At 70.1% G+C, this 16635-nt stretch carries 12 protein-coding genes; 7 read left to right on the forward strand and 5 right to left on the reverse strand.

Going from position 1 to position 16635, the window contains the following annotated elements; translation table 11 throughout:
• The first annotated feature begins 158 nt into the window (after positions 1 to 158).
• The 7 genes from ACMATS_RS32840 to ACMATS_RS32870 all read left to right on the forward strand — a co-directional run bounded on the left by ACMATS_RS32840 (position 159) and on the right by ACMATS_RS32870 (position 11907).
• Positions 159 to 2915 carry a discoidin domain-containing protein gene (locus ACMATS_RS32840; RefSeq protein ID WP_414169952.1) on the forward strand — a complete coding sequence of 919 codons (2757 nt, stop codon included), beginning with the start codon at positions 159 to 161 and terminating at the stop codon, positions 2913 to 2915.
• 299 nt (positions 2916 to 3214) lie between these two features.
• A complete protein-coding gene (locus tag ACMATS_RS32845; RefSeq protein WP_414169953.1) occupies positions 3215 to 4456 on the forward strand; it encodes a globin domain-containing protein in 1242 nt (413 codons plus the stop codon).
• Positions 4457 to 4530: 74 nt separating this feature from the next.
• Positions 4531 to 5175, forward strand: a complete 645-nt coding sequence (locus ACMATS_RS32850) for a class I SAM-dependent methyltransferase (protein WP_414169954.1) — start codon at positions 4531 to 4533, stop codon at positions 5173 to 5175.
• On the forward strand, positions 5172 to 6185 hold the full coding sequence (locus ACMATS_RS32855) for an HNH endonuclease (protein WP_414169955.1): 1014 nt from the start codon (positions 5172 to 5174) through the stop codon (positions 6183 to 6185). Before ACMATS_RS32850 ends, ACMATS_RS32855 begins: the two co-directional genes overlap by 4 nt.
• Before the next feature lie 584 nt (positions 6186 to 6769).
• Positions 6770 to 7144 (forward strand): CU044_2847 family protein, encoded by a 375-nt coding sequence (locus ACMATS_RS32860; protein ID WP_414169956.1) that lies wholly within the window; start codon positions 6770 to 6772, stop codon positions 7142 to 7144.
• 27 nt (positions 7145 to 7171) lie between these two features.
• Positions 7172 to 11380, forward strand: a complete 4209-nt coding sequence (locus ACMATS_RS32865; protein ID WP_414169957.1) for a trypsin-like peptidase domain-containing protein — start codon at positions 7172 to 7174, stop codon at positions 11378 to 11380.
• Between the two features lie 50 nt (positions 11381 to 11430).
• On the forward strand, positions 11431 to 11907 hold the full coding sequence (locus ACMATS_RS32870) for an LppP/LprE family lipoprotein (RefSeq protein ID WP_414169958.1): 477 nt from the start codon (positions 11431 to 11433) through the stop codon (positions 11905 to 11907).
• 65 nt (positions 11908 to 11972) lie between these two features.
• On the opposite strand, the gene ACMATS_RS32875 is transcribed toward ACMATS_RS32870, so the two are convergent.
• The 5 genes from ACMATS_RS32875 to ACMATS_RS32895 are packed head-to-tail and all read right to left on the reverse strand — an operon-like array spanning position 11973 to position 16531.
• Entirely contained in the window at positions 11973 to 13220 is a 1248-nt protein-coding gene (locus ACMATS_RS32875) for a serine hydrolase domain-containing protein (protein WP_414169959.1), read from the reverse strand.
• Between the two features lie 27 nt (positions 13221 to 13247).
• Complete coding sequence (locus ACMATS_RS32880) at positions 13248 to 14525, reverse strand: ferritin-like domain-containing protein (RefSeq protein WP_390775740.1); 1278 nt, start codon at positions 14523 to 14525, stop codon at positions 13248 to 13250.
• Positions 14522 to 15187: a DNA-binding domain-containing protein gene (locus tag ACMATS_RS32885; RefSeq protein ID WP_414169960.1), complete on the reverse strand. Its 666-nt coding sequence runs from the start codon at positions 15185 to 15187 to the stop codon at positions 14522 to 14524. Before ACMATS_RS32885 ends, ACMATS_RS32880 begins: the two co-directional genes overlap by 4 nt.
• A complete protein-coding gene (locus tag ACMATS_RS32890; protein ID WP_414169961.1) occupies positions 15180 to 16064 on the reverse strand; it encodes a DUF692 domain-containing protein in 885 nt (294 codons plus the stop codon). Before ACMATS_RS32890 ends, ACMATS_RS32885 begins: the two co-directional genes overlap by 8 nt.
• Positions 16061 to 16531 carry a hypothetical protein gene (locus ACMATS_RS32895; protein ID WP_414169962.1) on the reverse strand — a complete coding sequence of 157 codons (471 nt, stop codon included), beginning with the start codon at positions 16529 to 16531 and terminating at the stop codon, positions 16061 to 16063. Before ACMATS_RS32895 ends, ACMATS_RS32890 begins: the two co-directional genes overlap by 4 nt.
• Between the last annotated feature and the right edge of the window lie 104 nt (positions 16532 to 16635).

Below are 16635 nucleotides of genomic sequence, written 5' to 3' on the forward strand. Positions count from 1 at the left end.
GCGCAGGCGGCAAGGCTGATGCACTCCCCCTGGACGCCAAGGTCTCCGTCACTGCCTCTCCTTCGGAAGTCGCATGAAAACGCGCGCCTGTTGACGTTATGTGTTCACTAAATTTAAGGTCGCGGGACTCTCGCAGGAGATCAAGACGACGGAGAACAATGACGTACTCTCCCGGCGCGCGTGCGCGGCTGCGTCCCGCCCGCCTGTCCGCACTGCTGCTCGTGGGCGCGCTCGTCGCCCCCGCACCGCCCGCGGCCGCCGCATCCGCACCGCAACCTCCCACAACCGCCGCCCCCATCGGCAACTGCCCCACGGGCAACGGCTGGACCCTCGACTCGTCCCGCATCGACACAGACGACACCCACCACGCCTATGTCGGCAACGGCTACTTGGGGCAGCGCGTGCCGCCCAACGGCACCGGCTACACCGACAGCAGTGCCAAGACCGGCTGGCCGCTCTTCACCCCGGGCTACGACGGCTCGTTCGTGTCCGGGCTCTACGTACACAACCGGCAGACCGCAGCGGACCGGCAGGTCGTCGCCGCCCTGCCCAACTGGACCGCGCTCACCGTCGGCACCGGCGGCGAACACGCCGATACGTTCAACTCTTCGACGAAACCGGGCCGAATATCCGGGTACCGCCAAACCCTCTTCCTGCACTGCGGCATCGTCCGGACGTCCCTGACCTGGACCGCCGCCGACGGACGGAAGACCGACCTGGTCTACGAGGTGCTCGCCGACCGCAACGACCCCCACGTGGGCGCCGTACGACTGAGCATGACGCCGCGCTGGAGCGGTGAGGCCACCGTCACCGACCTGATCGACGGGCGCGGCGCACGGCGCATCCGGCAGACCGGTGGCGGCGACCGGACTGCGGGATCCGGCCGGGACGGACGCACCATGGACGTGGCCATGGACGTGGCCATGGACGTCGCCTTCCGCACCGACGGCACGGACACCGACGGCGCTGTCGCCTCCACCCTGCGCGCCGGGCGCGGTGTGCACACGTCCAAGGCCGGAACCGCCGGTACGGCAAGGGACTTGAGCGCACGGCAGTCGCTCGCCTTCCCCGTCCGCAAGGGTCACGCGTACGAACTCACCAAGTACGTGGGCGTGGACACCGCTCTGACCTCGCACGCACCCCGTCAGGACGCCACCGGCGCCGCACAGCGCGCCGCCCGGCGCGGGTGGGACGGGCTGCTGCGCGCCCACTCCGCCGCCTGGGCCCGGCTCTGGCGGTCGGACATCGAGACCCCGGGCCGGAGCGACCTGCAGGCGTGGGTGCGCTCCGCGCGGTACGGGCTGCTGGCTGGCACCCGGGAAGGCGCCGGGAACAGCATCGCCCCGACCGGGCTGAGCAGCGACAACTACGCGGGCCTGGTGTTCTGGGACGCCGAGACCTGGATGTACCCGGCCCTGCTGGCCACCTCCCCCGACCTCGCCAGGACCGTGGTCGACTACCGCTACCGGACGCTCGCCGGGGCCCGCGAGAACGCCCGCAGGCTCGGCTACCGGGGGCTCTTCTACCCCTGGAACAGCGGCAGCAAGGGCGACCTGGCCCAGGAGTGCCACAGCGTGGACCCACCCCATTGCCGCACCCAGATCCACCTTCAGTCGGACATATCCCTCGCCACGTGGCAGTACTACCTCGCCACCGGCGACACCGACTGGCTGCGCACGCGCGGCTGGCCGGTGATGCAGGGCATCGCCGAGTTCTGGGCGGGGCGCGTGAGCCGCAACGCGGACGGAAGCTATTCCGTCAAGAACACCGCCGGCCCCGACGAGTACAGCAACGGTGTCGACGACGCCGTCTTCACCAACGCCGGTGCGGTCACCGCACTGCGCAACGCCGCACGCGCCGCACAGCTGCTGGGCGAGCGCGCCCCGGGGGAGTGGACGGCGATCGCCGACCGGATCAGGATCCCGTACGACGCGCAGCGCAAGGTCTTCCTGCAGTACGACGGTTACCGCGGCAGCAAGATCAAGCAGGCCGACACGGTGCTGCTCACGTACCCCCTGGAGTGGCCGATGCCGGCGGGTGCTGCGGCCAACACCCTCGACTACTACGCCCGGCGGACCGACCCCGACGGCCCCGCCATGACGGACTCGGTGCACGCCATAGCCGCTGCCGCCGCGGACGAACCGGGCTGCTCGACGTACACGTACCTGCAGCGCTCCATCAGGCCGTTCGTACGCGGCCCGTTCGCCGAGTTCTCGGAGGCGCGTGGCGCCAGGGCGGGAGCCGAGGACCCGCTGGCCGGCTCGCCGGCGCACGACTTCCTCACGGGCAAGGGCGGCTTCCTGCAGGTCTTCACGCACGGCCTGGCCGGCATGCGGATGCGCGAGGACCGGCTCCGCCTCGACCCGATGCTGCCCCCGCAACTCGGCCGCGGCGTCACCCTGCGCGGGCTGCACTGGCAGGGCCGCACGTACGACATCGCGATCGGCGCCCACGAGACGACGGTCCGGCTCACCGCCGGGTCGCCCATGACCCTCGACACCCCGCAGGGCGAACACGTCCTGACCAAGGCCGCCCCGGTGGTCCTCAAGACCCGCCGCCCGGACCTGGCCCCGACTGCCGATGCGGCCCGTTGTGCCACGGTCACCGCCTCCTCGGAGGAGCCGGGCATGTACGCGGCCGCGGCGGTCGACGGCAACCCGGCGACGGCGTGGGTGCCGGACGGGGCGGAGGGGAGTCTGACGGTGGACCTCGGGAAGGCCGTGCGGATCGGGAAGGTCACCCCGACGTGGAGCGGGCCGGCGCCGCTCTCGTACGACGTCCGGTCGTCGGCGGACGGACGGCATTGGCGGAATGCCCGTGACCTGCCGGGGGCGGCGCGGTACCTGCGGGTCACGGTGCGGGGCCATGCCGCTGCCGGGTCCCGTACGGGCATTGCCGAAGTAAAGGTTTCGTAGCACACCGGAAAAGCGGAAGCCGGGGGCGGTTGTCGCCCCCGGCTCGATATATACCCCAAATCCGTACACCGGACGGATTCGGCCTGGGCAAATCGACAAGTTCCCGCCCCGAGTTCTGGCGGATACCTCTCTTCCCCGCCCCGTGACCCTCATCAAGGATCGTGTGACACCCGGAAGCACTCCCTCCGCTTCGTCGCCTCCGCACTCCGATGAGGATTCATGCTGGCTTTGTGCGATTCCCCTGCAGCTCACTCCAGACGGAGATCCGGCAAGCCGGAGAACGTGGGAGCGCCGACCCCGTGAGGTTCCGGTTCACTCGCCAGGGCAACAGACCCGCGTCTCCCTCCCGGGAGGCCCCGGCGCCTGCCGAGGCGCTGTCCGCCGGAATGCCGGAGACCGTCGAAGCGCCTCTGTCGGACTACGAGGCAGAGCTCATCAGGTCGTCCCTGACGGTGGTCGAGCCCCTCGCGGGGGAGATCACGGTCTATTTCTACGCAATCCTGTTCGCCCGCTATCCCGATGTCCGGTCGATGTTCCCGGAAGGGATGGACCCCCAACGGGACCGTCTCCTGGGCGCGCTCCTGCGCATTGTGGACCTGGTCGACGACCCCGAAAGCCTCGTTCGCTTCTGCGCACATCTCGGCCGTGACCACCGCAAATTCGGCACCCGCCCCGCACACTTCCCGGCCGTGGGCGAATGCCTCCTCGACGCCCTGGCCCGCTACGCCGGTTCCGCATGGACCCCGGACGTCGCCGCGGCCTGGGCGAAGGCGTACGGCGCCGTCGCCCAGATGATGATCGATGCGGCCGAGCAGGACGAGGCGGTACGGCCCGCCGTATGGCACGCCACCATCGTGCACCGCGTGTCGCGCGGCCGCGGCATCGCCGAGATCACGGTGCGCCCGCACAGCCCCTATGCGTACGCCGCAGGCCAGTACGTGAGCATCGAAACGCCCTGGTGGCCGAGGAGTTGGCGCCACTACTCCGTCGCCAACGCGCCCCGCGAGGACGGCACCCTCACCTTTCACGTGCGCGCAGTGGACGGCGGCTCGGTCAGCGGTGCGCTGGTGCACCGGGCGTCGGTGGGCGACGTGATCCGGCTGGGGCCCCCGACGGGCGACATGGTCCTGGACGCGGCCGGCCACAGAAAACTGCTCTTCGTGGCCGGCGGCACCGGTCTCGCCCCGATCCGCGCACTCGTCGAAGAGGTGGACCGCCGAGGGGGACGCCATCAAGTCGAACTGTTCCTCGGCGCCCGGACCGTGGCCGAGCTGTACGGGTTCGACGAGATGCTCCGCCTGGCCCAGCGGCACCACTGGCTGACCGTCAAGGGCGCGGTCTCGCACGAGCAGATCCCCGGGATCCGGGGACTGCTGCCGGATGTGCTGGCCGAGTACGGCCCGTGGTACGAGCACGACGTCTTCCTCAGCGGCCCGGCACAGATGGTCGCCTCGGCAAAGGCGAAGCTCATCCTCAACGGTACGGCGCCGCACCGCATCCATCACGACCCGTTCGAGACTCCGGGCCTGTCGGCTTCGTGAGCCGTGCCTCTCGTCCGCCCTGCAGGGGAATCCTCGTGACCCGCGGTGTCAGACCCCTCCCGTAGCGTGCAGCCATGGTCGGTACGGGCGAGGCAGGCAAGACAGGCAAGGCAGGCCAGAACTCCGCAGGCGTTCAGCCGTATTACGCGCAGAACGCCGGCTGCCTCGGGCAGCGGTACGGGAGCGTCACCTTCGAGGAGGTGCACGGCGGGGTGCTGGACCTGCTGCCGTCGGGCGCGGCGGCGGTGCTGGACGTCGGGGCCGGCACCGGGCGGGACGCTGCGGCGCTGGCGCGGCGCGGGTACCGGGTGGTGGCCGTGGAGCCCGTGCGCGAGCTGAGGGACGTCGCACGGCGCCTGTACGCGAGCGGGGACGTCCGTTGGATGGAGGACAGCCTGCCCGAACTGCCCCGGACAGAAGGCGCCTTCGACGTGGTGCTGCTGTCGGCGGTGTGGATGCACCTGCCCCCGGCCGCACGCGGGCGGGCAATGGAGCGGCTGGCCGCTCTGCTGGCTCCGGCAGGGCTGCTGGTGGTCTCGCTGCGACGCGGGGACCCGCCGACGGACCGGGCGATGTTCGACATACCCGCCGACGAGGTGATGCGGGACGGGGAGCGGGCAGGGCTGCGGCTGGTGCGGGTCGTGGAGGACGGCACGGACCGGCTCGGCCGTGCCGAGGTGTGGTGGCAGACCGTCGCCCTGCGCAAGGGGGAAGAGTGAGAGGGCGGGAGTTCTACGCGCGGGACGCCTCGGCGCGTGCGTCCTGGCGGCTGGCCGTGCTGATGGGGGCCAACTCGCGCACGTACAAGTTCGCCCTGGGCGAGGCCATGCTGGAGTTCGGCCGGCACGGACGGGAGGACGTCCCGCTCGCCGAGCTCGCCGCCTCCTACAGCCTGGGCATGGTGCGCCACTTGGCACAGGACCCGCAGGCGCCGCAGGCCGCGGAGCTGGGCGAGAAGGACTTTCTCACCATCGCCGCGCAGGAGAGCGCCGCGACACTGGCGGCCGGCCGCCCCACCGAGCGACTGCTGGCGGCCGCCGTGCGGTCCATGCCGGCGATGGTGATGCAGAAGTTCCACAACCTGCGCGGGGACACCAAGGTGCCCCACACCTTTTACGAACTCGCCGGAACGGGGCGGCAGCGCGTGGTGCGTCTCACCCCGGACCTGCACCGTCTGGCCCGGTCGGAGCAAGCAGCAGGACTGGCAGCCGAGTTGGGTGCGCGGTGGAGCATCGTGGAGAGCTCCTTCGCCGCGGGCGTCGGCCGCAGCCTGGTCGAGCAGGGCGTCGCCGTCGACTGGGCCGACATGAAGATCACCGACAGGCGCCGCCGTCGATCGGTGACGGGAATCGTCGAGGCCACGGTCGGTTTCCAGCACGGCCGTTGCCTGATCTGTGACGATGTCCTGTCCCCGGGCGACGCCACAGCCGTCGACCACGTCTTTCCGTTCTCCCTGATGCAGCGCCTCGGCAGCGTCGGCTCGTGGCACGGCCCGGACCTGGACGCCCTGTGGAACCTCGCGCCGGCACACGCCGCCTGCAACGGAGCCAAGAGCGACCGGCAGCCGACCCCGGCCGAACTCGGCCGGCTGGCTGCACGGAACGCAGCGATCATGCAGTCGCCTCATCCGTTGCGCCGTACCTTGCAACTCAGCCTGGAGGGCGCCCTGCCGGGCCGGAAGGTGTCTTCGTGGACGGAGTTCTTGGGGGCGGTGCAGTTGGCTGTCTGAGGTCGGAGAGGCATCAGGCGAGGGCGATGCCGTACTCGCGCATCCAGGAATCCCGGCCGACAGGCCGCCCCCAGATGCTTCGCGCCGGACTCGGGCGTCGTCGCCTCCTTCACTGACGCCCCGCGGTTCTCTGCGCTCTCGTAGAGGCGGCGCAAACCCTGCGTTTCGGTACCCGCTGTACCGCCAAGCGGAGTTATTCACTCCGTATGCCTTTGGGCGCCCCTGCAAAGAGGGTGGCACCGTGGCCCGAAGCGTTGCACGGTGGTCGGAAGCAGCCCGCGCCGCTGCAGCCCGGAACACGGCGAGTTCCCCGCAGTGGGTTGTTCGGCCGCCTGTCTGCTGCTCCTGCTGTGGCTGTGGGGGCGACGAGTGCCGCGCGGCGCGGACGAGGAGCATGCAGCGAGCGAACACAACGGCTCCGCGGCCCAGCCGGTTTCAGCCGTACCACGTCGCCGCCCGCACGGGTGAGGCTTCCGCGAACACCGCCCCTCGCGTCGCACGGCTCGCTAGCGTGCCCCGCACGTTGCCACGTTGCACGTTCCGTTGGCGGAAAAGCAACGGAGCAGAACGAGGGGGAGCAGCCAATGCCCAACCTACTGAGTGTGCCGCTCGAAAGCGGCGGGTCCGTGCTCGTGGAGATCGACGACGACCCGCAGGCCGTCGTCCGGGTCGCCCGCGGCGGCAACGGGGCCGTCCCGCACGCCGCACAGACTCTGGAGCGCGGACTGGACAGCGTGCGGGAGGCGGCCCACGCCGTCGTCGGCAGGCTCGCCGACCTCCCGAGCCGGCCGAGCCGGATCACCCTCGAACTGGGCATGAAACTCTCGGCGGAGACCGGGGTCTTCCTCGCCAAGACCGCAGGCGAGGCATCCCTGACCCTCACGCTGGAGTGGGACGCGGACCACCCCGACGCGCTGCCGGTCACCAGAGCCGTCGCCGCCAACGGCGCGGCCGGCTGAGCGCGGCGAGACAGGGACCCCCGCACCATGCCCGGCCCTGTGCCCAACCCCGGCGTCGCTCGGCTGTGGTCGCACCACGTGCCGCAGGGCGCCGGTCTCCTGGCTGCTCCGCGTACCGTCTTGACCTGCGGACACGTCGTCTCGGCCATCGCGGGCGAGCACGAGTCGGTGCCCTTGCCGCCCGGGCTGACGGTCCAGCTGGACTTCCCGCTCGCCGATCCGACGGCGACGGCCCGGCGGCAGACCGCGACACTCATCCGGCACGTCCCCGTCGCCGCCGACGGCACCGGCGACATCGCGGTCCTCGCGCTCGCCGAGGACCCGCCGGCCGGAGTGGAGCCCGTACGGCTGCTGGACGTCCAGACGGTGCGCGACCACCCGTTCACGGCCTTCGGGTTCCCGGCCGGCGACGACGACGGCGTCTGGTCGTCGGGCCGGATCGTCGACGACCGCGGCCGGGGCTGGGTCCAGATCGAGAGCACCGGGGCCTGCGAAATCCTGCAGGGGTTCAGCGGCACGCCGCTGTGGGACGACCGTCTCAAGTGCGTGGTCGGCATGGTCGTTGCCACCGACCAGCGGTTCCTGGGCCGGGCGGCCTATGCCATCACGGCCGACGTGCTGATCGAGGCCCACCCCGAGCTGCGCCGCTACGCATCGCTTTCGTCCCCCTTCCGAGGGCTCCTGCCGTTCCGGGAGCAGGACGCCGTCCACTACTTCGGCCGTTCCGTCCAGACCGCGGAGCTGACCGAGGCGGTGACGACGTCCGTCGTCGTCCCCGTCGTCGGGGCGTCCGGCGTCGGCAAGTCGTCGCTCGTCCAGGCGGGTCTCGTGCCCGCGTTGCGGCGGCGCGGGGACTACAGCGTGGCGACGCTCGTCCCCGAACCGGCCGTGCGGGCCGAGTACATGCTCGCCTCGGCCCTGCTGCCGCTGCTGGGTGAGGAGCCGGAACCACGGGAGCGGCTGGAACAATTGGACCTCCTGGCGACCCGGCTGCGTGATGCCGAAGCCGTTGCGCCAACGGTCAAGGAGGCGCTCAGCCGCACCGGCACCTCACAACTGCTCCTCTTCATCGACCAGTTCGAGGTCCTCTTCCGCTGCGCGCCGGACGCTGCCGACGCGCTGATCGAGCAGGCCCTGCACATGACCGGGTGGCGGACCGCGGACGGCGGCCCGCTCGTCCGCCTGGTCTTCACACTGCGGATGGACTTCCTCACCTCCATGCGCCGTTTCCCGGCGCTCGAGCGCGCCTGCGAAACGACTGCGTTCTTCGTCAACAAACTGTCCGGCGAACAGCTCCGCGAGGTGGTGCTGTCACCGGTCGATTCGTTCCACGGCGCCGTGCGGTTCGAGGAGCGGCTGGCGGAGCGGCTGCTGTCCGATGCGGGGAGAAGCCCCGGGGCCCTGCCCCTGCTGGAGTTCGCGCTGACCCTGCTGTGGGAGCGCCAGCTCCAGGGGATGCTCACGCACGCCGCCTACGAGGAGCTCGGCCGGGTCGCGGGCGCCCTCGCGACGCACGCGGAACGGGCCGTCAAGGAGCGACTGGGTGATCTGACGGACGAGGTGCGACGGTTGTTCGTGCAGCTCGTCCGGCCGGGAGACGCGGCCGCCGACACCGCCTCCCCGCTGGACACGGGACGCACCGCACGCCGGCCCGAACTGCCGCCCGCCTGCTGGGAAGCCGCCCAGCTCCTGGCCGTGCAGCGCCTGGTCCACCTCGACCACGCCTCCGACGGGGTCGAGACCGTCTCCCTGGCCCACGAGGCCCTGCTGGAGCACTGGCCCACGCTGCGCTCCTGGGTCGACATGGACCGGGACTTCCGCACCTGGCAGGAACACCTCCGGGCGCGGATCGCCCGCTGGGACCCGGACGGCCGCGAACGGGCGCTGCTGATGCGCGGCTCGGAGCTGAAGAAGGCGGAGCAGTGGCTCCACGACCGGCAGGAGGACATATCCGAGGGCGAGCGCGACTACATCCGCGCGAGCGCGGAATGGCGCCGGAGGCGGCGTTTCCGCGGTGCCCTCGCCGCGACGGCCGTGGTCCTGGCCATGGCGGGCCTCGCCGGAGCCAGCCTCTCCTCCGTACGGGACAACAGAGCCGCGGAGCTCGCGAGCGGGCTCGTACAGGAGGCACAGCGCCAGGCGAACTCCCGTCTCGAACCCGCGGCCCTGCTGTCCGTCGCGGCCTGGCGGACGGCGTCGACCCAGCAGGCCCGTGACAACCTCTTCGACCGCTACCTGTCCGATGCGCGTTACGACGCCGTCCTGCCCGCGAACGGGACGGTCGCGGACGAGGCGTTGGACGACTCGGGCCGACTGATCGCCGTCCGGACCGATGCGGGCCGGCTGACGGTCTGGCGCAGACCGGCTGACGAGAAGCAAGCGGCCCAGCTGGCACAGATGGATGGCGTATCGGCCGTGGCCGTCAGCCCGGACGGCACATGGCTGGCGCTCGGCGGCGACGGGAACCGGATCCGGATCTGGGACGTGGTCGGCCGCAAGGTCGTGCTGACGCTTCAGGGAGCGGCAAGTACGGCCAGCGCCGACCAGAAGGTGGACCAGCTGGCCTTCGACCGCACGGGCCGTCGCCTCGTCGCGCATCCGCCCGAGGAGGACACGGCACAGGTCTGGGACCTGGACCGGCCCACGACCCCCGCCACCAGACTGCAACCGCCCAGCGGGACCGAGGGGTCGGCGGGGAAACTGGCCTTCGACGCGAGCGGGGAGCACATCGTGTCGGACCATGTGGGCGGTCGTCTGGAGTGGGATGCCCGCACTGGCCGCTTCCTGAAGGTGGACGATACGGTGGGCGACCCGAATGCCCCGGCGGTGTGGTTCGTCCAGGGGCCGCATCCCGTCGCGGCCCAGTGCCTCGACACCCGGTGGCACCTCACCGACCCGGTCGGCGGCGGCACCGACACGCGCGTCGCGCAGACAGTACCCTGTGCCACGGGCGATGAAGTGGCTGCCGTGTCCGATCAATTGATCCTGGGGCGCCGGGCCGACACGGTGACGGTGTACGACGCACACAGTGGGAAGCCGCTCACGAAATTCACGGAGGACGGGGCTTCGGGTGGCCGGTACACCCGGTATTGCCTGACGAACGGAAGCCGCACCTTCGCCCTGGCCCGCGGCACGGAGGCGCTGACCGTGTCCGCCCCGGAGCCCGGTTCGCTGGAAACCGTCAGCTGGATCAACGGTTCGCCGCCGACCGGTAAGGAGGGCGATGCGGAAAGGGCGCAATTCTCTCCCTCGGGCCGGTATTTGGCGACCGTGGAAGTGGGCGGACCGGTCACGGTCTGGGACCCGTCGACGGGGCGCCGGCTGTCCGCGGCCGGCGCGGGGATGGACGGGAACCTGGTGCACGCGGTCTTCGACCCGGCGGAGAAGACCCTCGCCGTGAGCGATATGACGGAGCCGACGGTGACGCTCTACAGCCTGCCCGGCCTCCGCGTAATCCGCCGACTGCACATCGACCTCCCCGAAGGAACCCCGCCCGAGGCGGCATCGGTCGCCGGGCTGGGTTTCGGCCCGCAGAACCGCCTGACCACTCTTGCGGGCGGTGCCGTCTCCCAATGGGACACGACGACGGGGCGGCGGATCGGCCGACCTCTGCTTTTCGGCGGCGCGGCGACCGCGATGGCGGTGAACCCGCATTCCGGTGCGGTCGCCGTAACCACCCCCGACCGCCGCGGAATCGAGGTGTGGGACGTGCCGTCGCGGCGTCGTACCGACGTGCTCGTCCCCGGCTTCACCGCTCAACTCCTCGACTGGTACAGGGCCGTCCAATACAGCGCGGACGGCAAACGCCTGATGCTGGTCGGCCAGAACGGGGAATCGGAGATCCGCGACACGGCAACCGGACGCCGACTCATCGCCATCCCGGCCGCCCCGTCCCGTTACACGGCATTCCTCGCCCATTCCGACCAGGTCGTGAGCATGCGCTCCGACGCCTTCGAGGTATGGGGCCCGGATGGGCTGGCCGCCCGCACCCGTACCCCGCCAACTGCCCGAGTACGGGCGGTGGTCCCGTCCCCCGACGGCGAGCACATGCTCTTGACCACCGGCAAGTACCTGGACGTGAGATTCCTCCTCGGCCAGGCGACCCCCGGCGCCTGGGCCGCGAGCCTGTGCTCGCGGGTCACCCGCAACATTTCACGGAGCGACATGGGAACGGTGCACTACGGAATTCTGGAACGGTCGCTGCTGGGGGTGACGGCATGCGCATCCCGCGGGTAACGGCCAGGTTGGCCGCGATCGGTGCCTGCTTGATGCTGACGGTGTCGTGCGTGTCGTCGAAGGACGCGCCGACCCCGACGCGCTCGGTCGCGTTGTGGAGCCCGTCGGCGGCAGGGAAGTCACCAAAGGGCTCGGCACCGGACGCCCCGTTCGACGTGGATGCCGCGTTGCTGCAGATCAAACGGATGGGCTTCACAGCCGACCCCGAGCCGGCCGAACTGAAAACCCTCAAGGGCCCGCTCCGCGCCATTCACAGCCACTGCACGGGTACTACGGACGGTCACTGCGTCATCGTGATGTTCTTCCACGGCAACGACTACGCGGGCTATGACGCACGCGGCACCGGCGAATCCTCGATCCTGTCCCAGGACGGGACGACGGTCACGCTCTCGTACCCCGTCTTCAAGGCGACGGACCCGATGTGCTGCGCCTCGGGCGGCACCCGGGAGTTCCGGGCACGGTGGGGGAGCGGGAAGGTGGCCTTCACACCGCCGATGCCGGGGAACCCGAATCTGGCGGGGGGTTGAGGGAAGCACAGCCGGGGGCTCATACCCGGCAGCAGCCCGATCCGCCCCATTCGTAGCTCCTTCCATCACGACACGCGGGGCAGCAAGAAGATTTCGGGCAGCCACTCCGCGTCAGATGCGGCTGTCCTCGGCGACTTCGGCACCCCCACCCCCGCACCGCAAAACGCCGGCTCCAGTGTGTCCATCAACCCCTGTGTCACCGCATCGTTGTTGGACGCATTCGCGAAGGCCACCACCGTCCGCCTGGTGCCCCGCATCGCAAACGACTGCGTCTGGAACCCCTGCACGATGCCGCCGTGTCCGTAGACCTTGCCGCACGACAGGGTGATCTCGCGCAGGCCCAGGCCATACGCGACCTTCGCCGAATTCGTGGGCAGCGCGCTCGTCATCTGTCGCAGTGACTCGTCCGAGACCAGCCCGCCTGAACTCCCCGCCAGGAGAGCCGTGAGGAAGCGGTCCATGTCCGTGGCCGAGGAGATGACGGCGCCCGCGCTCCAGACCCACGAGCCGTTTTGTTCAGTGGCGTCCAGCAGTGGCTTGGAACGGTCGTCGTTCGTCAGGTAGCCCGTGACGTGCGGGCCCTTGATGGTCTTGTCCGGGACCACGAACGACGTCCGTCTCAGGCCCAGCGGCTTGATGATTTGCTCGCGCAGGACGTCCGGGTACGGGCGGCCCGTGAGGTGCTCGATTGCCATGCCCATCAGCACGAAATCCGTGTTGGAGTACGCGTACCCGGTCCCCGGCGGGTACTGCAGACCGTGCTTCACCGACATTGCCACGAGTTCGGCGGGCTCGTAGACGGTGTTGCGGATGCGCTTCTCGAATCCGACCGTCGTCTCCTCGCCCGGATGCTCCAGCAGGTCGTCCGTGTGGTCGTAGATACCCGCACGGTGCTGCATCACCTGCCGGGGCGTCATGTTCCAGTCTTCCGGCAGGGTTCCGGACGGGAGGTAGTCGCGCAGCGGCTTGTCCAGGTCGATACGGCCCTGTTCGGCCAGGCGCATCACGAGAACCGCCGTGAATACCTTGGAGTTGCTGCCCACGCGGAAGCGCCACTTCGCGTTCATCGGCGTACCGTCGAGGTCGGCCATGCCGACGGCCACCGTGCGTTCGATCTCCGCCTTGCCGTGGTCCCGGATCACGGCGAACGCGCCCGGCGCGCCCGCCGCCACCGTGTGTTCCAGTGCGGTGCGGACATCCGCTGCATACGGCGGGGCCGTCGCGTCGGCCGTTCCCGTGGTCGTCGACATCACCACGGTCACGGCCGCAACGGCCACCACCGCACGCACGAACCCGGTTCTCCTCATGGTCATGGAGGAGATTCTTACCCAGGACGGACGTTACGGCAGTTCGATGTCCGGCAGCAGCGAGATCTGCCGCTGCACCCCGTCGTCACCGCCCAGCGCGGGGAAGTCCGCGAGCAGCTTCCCGCACAGCGCCGCGAGTTCCGCCTTCGGCTTCTTCGTCGTGAACGCGTAGTACTGGAAAGGCGGTCCGGCGTGGACGGAGGGTTGTCCCGCGACCAGCGGCGTCTGCACCAACAGGTCGCAGACCGGGTACAGCAGCCCCTGCATCGACGCGATGAAGCCCCGCTCGTAGCCGTACCGGACGCTGTCCGTGAACGCGTCCCGGTCCTTGGGGGCGAGCGCCTCCATGGGGGTGCGGTAAATGGCGTCGAGCAGCGCCAGGACATAGCAGTAGACCGCGTTGGAGAATTCCATCAGGTCCTTGACCGGCTGGTCCGCCGTCACGGTCCTCAGGTCCGGGTCGTCGAGCACGGGCCAGATGACCTCGGCGTCGTCGATCGTGTACTTCTGCTTGCCGTTGTCGTCGAGGACGACACCGATGCCGTCGAGGCCCTTCGCGATGTCGGAGAACTTCATGTAGTGGGACGCCTGCCATTTGCCGATCTCCTGCGGCGGGAGGTCGGCCGTGCGCACGATCGGGTCGGGCAGCAGGCCCTTGTCCTCCGGCGCGCCCTCGCCCTGGTCGACGATGACCTGCATCGCCTGAAGCGCGGTCGCCTCGTCGACGATGAGCTGCGGGTGGTCGGAACCGCCGTTCTGGTTCCAATAGGCCCGGTGGTACTGGAACTTCCACAGGTCCTTCTTGGCCTTGGCCCAGTCGATCACCGGGCGCAGGGTCTGGATGCCCCGCTCGATGCGTGCGTAGAACTCGCCGAGGGAGTGATACGGCTCGATCTCGCCCAGCGCCGCCCCCGGCGGGGTGGCCGGCTGTTCGATCTGCATGAACGTGTTCCTGACCTGGTCGGTCGAGAGCTTCCGCAACCGGAGGGTCAGTTCGGGCTCGCGCTTCAGCATCGGGGCCGGGTACGTGGGGATGACGCTCTCGTCGTACAGCCGGAAATCGGTGTCACCGACCGCGATCAGCAGATTGCGTACCAGCGAGAGATGCAGCATCTCCTCGATCGAGATACCGATCAGCGTGCGCTGCGCCGATGCGCCGGCCGCCCACTGCGAATAGCCGCGCGTCTTGATCGTGTAGGTCGCATACAAGTACAGCGGAACCGTGGACAGTTCCACCTGTGCCGCGGCCTTCAAATGCGCGATCAGGTCCGGCAGGGTGGTGATCTCCTGAACCGGCGCCTTCGTGCTCATCGAGAATCCTCCAGTATGTGTGGGGAAGAGTTGCGCAGACGTTCGTATGCCGCCGGGCTCAGTTCCCTCGTGACGACCGTGAAGTTCCGCCGGGTGAGGGCCAGTCGGACCTGCCGCGGCTCGGGCGGCTCGGGGTCCTCGCCCCGGTGCACCGCCGCCAGGTACGTGTGGACGGGCGCGCAGACCCGCAGCAGCCGAAGCGGTGGTGCCGGGGCCGCGCCGTCCTCCGGGCCGGGCCCGTCCAGCACCTCGGTGAACGCCCGCTCACAGCGGATCAGATCGATCAGCAGGTCGATCCACGCCTCGCGCTCCGCGCCCGGCTCGGAACCCGGCTCGGCATCCGGCCGCGTACGGGCCAGATGGCCGGCGAAGCCGGCACTGAGACCGGCCAGGAGAGGGGAGCGGGACGGATGCGCGTCCAGATACTCCAGCGCGAACCCGTCGAAGATCTCCTGTCCCAGCAGGTGCACCGACCCCGGGTGGAGGCTGCGCATGCACTCCAGCAGCCGTAGCCGGTAGCCGCGTTGGTGGACGAGCAGCCGTTCGCGCGCGGACAGCCGGCTGGACGCGGTGATCGTGTGCCCCGGGTCCTCGCCCGTCGGGTGCAGGATCACCGACTGCATCCAGCGCTGTACGGATGCCAGCGGCGAAGCATCAGGCACGCGGGCCACCTGCCAGGACGGTCGCCGATTCTCGTGCTCTGTCCAGTTCGGCCAGCAACTCCGGGAAGGGCGGCAGCTTGTCGTCCCGTTCCAGCAGCGTGGACACGCTGCCGGTCAGCTCGGTCGCCAGCCGGTACAGCTCCCACACCGGCTCGGACACGGGCGCGTCGTGGGTGTCCACGATGTGCGTGCCGTAGTGGGTGTGGCCGGCGAGGTGCATCTGCACCACGCGTTCGTGCGGCAGTTCCCGCAGATAGCGCACCGGGTCGAAGTCGTGGTTGAAGGCCGAGACGTGGACGTTGTTCACGTCGAGGAGCAGCCCGCAGTCCGCCTCCTCCGCCAGCCGTCCCAGGAACTCCCACTCGGAGAGCGTGGATTCGCAGAACTCCACATAGCTGCTGGGGTTTTCCAGGACGAGCCGCCGTTCCAGCACGTCCTGGACGACGCGCACGCGCTCGACGACGTGGCGCAGGGTCTCCTCGGTGAACGGCAGCGGCAGCAGGTCGTGGGTGTTCACGCCCAGCACGCCCGTCCAGCACACGTGGTCCGAGACCCACGGCGCCCGTACCTCGTCGGCGAGCCGCTTCAGGCGGTGCAGGTAGCCGAGGTCCAGGGGATCCGTGCTGCCGATGGACATCGACACCCCGTGCAGGACGACCGGATAGCGCTCGGCGATCTCCGCGAGGGCCTGCCGCCTGCCGCCGTGCGCGCCGAGGAAGTTCTCCGAGATGATCTCGAAGAAGCCGACGGGCGGCAGGTGCCGACGGATGTACGAAAGGTGCGGCGTCCGCAGGCCGACCCCGAAGCCGAGGTGCGGCATGCCCAGGCGTGCCTCCCGTACCTCCCGTGCCTCCCGTGCCTCCCGTGCCTCGCTCACTGCGGCTGCGACATGTAGTCGTAGTGCGGCATGCTGTCGTCCTTGATGCCCTCGCCCGGGGACGGGCCGAACGCCTTGCCCGCCGCGTACATCCGGGCCTCGAAGAGCCGACGCGCCTGCTTCCAGACGCTCTTGCCCTTCAGCGGGCCGGCCGAGAACACCCGGCTCTCGTTGATCGGGCTGGCACAGCTGCCGTTGTAGCGGCAGTCCTGCTCGCCCGGGTGGAACTGCTCGTAGTCCGTGCCCGCGTAGCCGCAGCCGCCCTGGCCCCGGCAGGAGCCCTCGCCGTGACAGACGTGGTGGACGGTCGCGCAGGTGCCCATGCCCGCCATGGGGGCCGTGCCCGGGGCGTCGAGTCCCGCGCACGAGTTGAGCCCCATGCAGACGTGCAGCTCCCGGGGCACCTCCTGGGGCAGCGGCGGGTCCGTCTCCGGCCCGCGGGCGGAGGGGGTGGAGCGGTCGGCCATGGTGGTCGGTCCTCTCGGCTCGATGATCGAACGCCACACCCTGGCAGGAGAGTTCGCGGGGACGGCAGGGAGAGATCCGGCCACGCGGGGTCCGGGGATCGGAT

The organism is Streptoverticillium reticulum, from assembly GCF_047456005.1.
In the GTDB taxonomy this organism is placed as follows: domain Bacteria; phylum Actinomycetota; class Actinomycetes; order Streptomycetales; family Streptomycetaceae; genus Streptomyces; species Streptomyces reticulum.

What these genes read in the sequence shown, in the direction of transcription:
- ACMATS_RS32840 (WP_414169952.1), top strand. Translation starts at nt 159, where the DNA reads ATGACGTACTCTCCCGGCGCGCGTGCGCGGCTGCGTCCCGCCCGCCTG.
- ACMATS_RS32850 (WP_414169954.1), top strand. Translation starts at nt 4,531, where the DNA reads ATGGTCGGTACGGGCGAGGCAGGCAAGACAGGCAAGGCAGGCCAGAAC.
- ACMATS_RS32860 (WP_414169956.1), top strand. Translation starts at nt 6,770, where the DNA reads ATGCCCAACCTACTGAGTGTGCCGCTCGAAAGCGGCGGGTCCGTGCTC.
- ACMATS_RS32865 (WP_414169957.1), top strand. Translation starts at nt 7,172, where the DNA reads ATGCCCGGCCCTGTGCCCAACCCCGGCGTCGCTCGGCTGTGGTCGCAC.
- ACMATS_RS32875 (WP_414169959.1), bottom strand. Translation starts at nt 13,220, where the DNA reads ATGACCATGAGGAGAACCGGGTTCGTGCGTGCGGTGGTGGCCGTTGCG.
- ACMATS_RS32880 (WP_390775740.1), bottom strand. Translation starts at nt 14,525, where the DNA reads ATGAGCACGAAGGCGCCGGTTCAGGAGATCACCACCCTGCCGGACCTG.
- ACMATS_RS32895 (WP_414169962.1), bottom strand. Translation starts at nt 16,531, where the DNA reads ATGGCCGACCGCTCCACCCCCTCCGCCCGCGGGCCGGAGACGGACCCG.